The sequence below is a fragment of the Nonomuraea sp. KM90 genome (assembly GCF_052246675.1).
GTDB lineage: Bacteria > Actinomycetota > Actinomycetes > Streptosporangiales > Streptosporangiaceae > Nonomuraea.
On record NZ_JBQQCB010000375.1, the window covers coordinates 1 to 1,008 of the forward strand.

Sequence of the window (1,008 nt, forward strand, 5' to 3'; positions counted from 1 at the left end):
TTCGTGACGGTGAGGTCGGGGTTGGCGGCCGGGGTGCCGAAGATCTGGAACTCGGCGATCTGGCCGCCGGGGGCGCCGGAGTTGGCGGTGATCTGCAGCCGGAGGTCGGCGGCCTTGGCGGTCACCGGGATCGTCACCGTGTTGCCGGTGGCCGGGTCGAAGGTGTAGGCGGTCGGGGAGACCAGGTTGGTGAAGGAGGTGGCGTTCTGCTCGCGGCCCAGCACCTGGATGGTCTGGGTGCGCCGGGCCCAGGCCGCGTCCGGGTTGAGCTTGAGGGTGATCGAGCTGAGGTCCGCGTTCGCGCCGAGTTGCACGGTGAGCGTGTTGGGGTAGGCGGCGCCTTCGAAGTAGGTCTGGACGTTGTTGTCGTTGGCGTTGGCGGCCACGTAGGTGTGGGTGTGTGCGGAGCCGGTGATGGGTTTGCCGAGGGCCAGGTTGGTGCCGGGGTCGGGGTTGTCGGGGGCGCTGCCCCAGGCTTCGAGTTCTGCCAGTTGTCCGGCCGGCCAGCCGTTGTTGGCGGTGATCTGCAGGCGGAGGTAGCGGGTGGTGGTGGTGGGGAAGGTGATGGTGGCGGTCGGGTTGAAGGTGTGGGTGGCGGCGGGGGCGATGGTGTTGAAGGCGGTGCCGGTGGTGCTGCCCTGGACGGTCAGGGTCTGGGTGCGGCTGGGCCATCCGGTGGGGAGTTTGAGCACCAGTTTGTTCACGCCGGCGGTGGTGCCCAGGTCGACCTGGATCCACTGCGGGAAGGCGTTGTTGGCTGATTCCCAGTAGGTGGCCTGGTTGCCGTCGGTCACGTTGGCGGCGGTGTAGACGTCGTTGGTGCTGCTCGCGGTGGCGGTCTTGCCGGCGGCGAGGTTGGTGTCGGCCGCGGCTGAGGCGGGCGGGGCGACCAGGATTCCGATCAGTAACGTAAGGGCGGCAAGCAGTGCTCTCATGGGGGTGGCCCTTCGGGTAAGGCGGATGGCCGAACCATAAGATGTCGAGCAGAAGGCCGCAATATTTCGACGA

General features: G+C 67.8%; 1 protein-coding gene. It reads right to left on the reverse strand.

The annotated features are described in order from the left end of the window. Positions 1-935, reverse strand: a 935-nt coding sequence (locus ACTWPW_RS64310) for a discoidin domain-containing protein (RefSeq protein WP_443175058.1), incomplete at its 3' end; no start/stop codon positions are given. Positions 936-1,008 lie beyond the last annotated feature (73 nt).